Origin of the sequence: Paracoccus sp. P2, assembly GCF_046335115.1 — a bacterium.
GTDB classification, from domain to species: Bacteria; Pseudomonadota; Alphaproteobacteria; order Rhodobacterales; family Rhodobacteraceae; genus Paracoccus; species Paracoccus pantotrophus.
Genome location: NZ_JBGOSN010000156.1, coordinates 1 through 1,102 on the forward strand (window position 1 = coordinate 1; position 1,102 = coordinate 1,102).

The following is a 1,102-nucleotide window of genomic DNA, read 5'->3' on the forward strand; positions in this document are numbered from 1 at the left end:
TAACGGGGTAATCGGCTTCCAAAAATGACCCCCCTTACGCTGATGGTCATGATGCCTCCGAGGCTATCGGGGGGCACAGTGTGGGATGCTGGTTGTGGAGACGATTGCGAAGATCCGCCGGGCGTATTTCCAGGACAAGAAGTCGATCAAGCATATCTGCCGAGAGCTGCGGGTATCGCGGAACACGGTTCGGAAGGTGATCCGGTCCGGCGCAACGGAGATGACTTACGAGCGAACCGTCCAACCGCAGCCGAAGATCGGTCCCTGGAAAGGCAAGCTCGACGAGATGCTGGCGGCGAATGCGCGCAAGCCGAAGCGCGAGCGGCTGACCCGCATCCGGATTTTCGAAGAGCTCAGGGCCCTCGGATATGACGGCGGCTACGACGCGGTCCGACGCTATGCGGCTTCGTGGTCGCAGGCGGAGCAGGAAGCGTCAGCCGCCGCCTATGTGCCACTGAGCTTCGATCCGGGTGAAGCCTACCAGTTCGACTGGAGTCACGAGGTCGTTCTGATCGACGGCGTGACCACCACGGTGAAGGTGGCTCACGTCCGGCTTTGTCATAGCCGGATGCTGTTCGTCCGGGCCTACCCGCGAGAGACGCAGGAAATGGTGTTCGATGCCCATGACAAGGCCTTTGCCTTCTTCGGCGGCGCCTGTGCGCGTGGGATCTACGACAACATGAAGACGGCGGTGGACACGATCTTCGTCGGCCGCGACCGCGCGTATAATCGCCGGTTCCAGCAGATGTGCGGACACTACCTTGTCGATCCCGTCGCCTGCACCCCCGCGTCCGGCTGGGAGAAGGGACAAGTAGAGAACCAGGTTGGCGTTGTCCGGCGGCGGTTCTTCGTGCCGCGGCCGCGCTTCAAGAGCTACGCGGAACTCAACGCCTGGCTTCAGGATCGCTGTATTGCCTGGGCCAAGGCCCATCCGCACCAGGAATTGCGTGATCGGACAATCTGGGACGTGTTCCAGGATGAGCGGGCGAGCCTGGTGCCCTACGTCGGCCCTTTCGACGGATTCCATGCCGTGCCGGCCTCGGTGTCCAAGACCTGCCTCGTTAGGTTCGACAAGAACCGCTACTCGGTCGATGGTCGCGCC

1 protein-coding gene is annotated in these 1,102 nt (G+C 62.3%); it reads left to right on the forward strand.

Annotation, left to right across the window (positions count from 1 at the left end; all coding sequences use genetic code 11):
- Positions 1–85: 85 nt before the first annotated feature.
- On the forward strand, positions 86–1,102 hold a 1,017-nt coding region (istA, locus tag ACDP63_RS24955; RefSeq protein ID WP_409928866.1), incomplete at its 3' end, for an IS21 family transposase.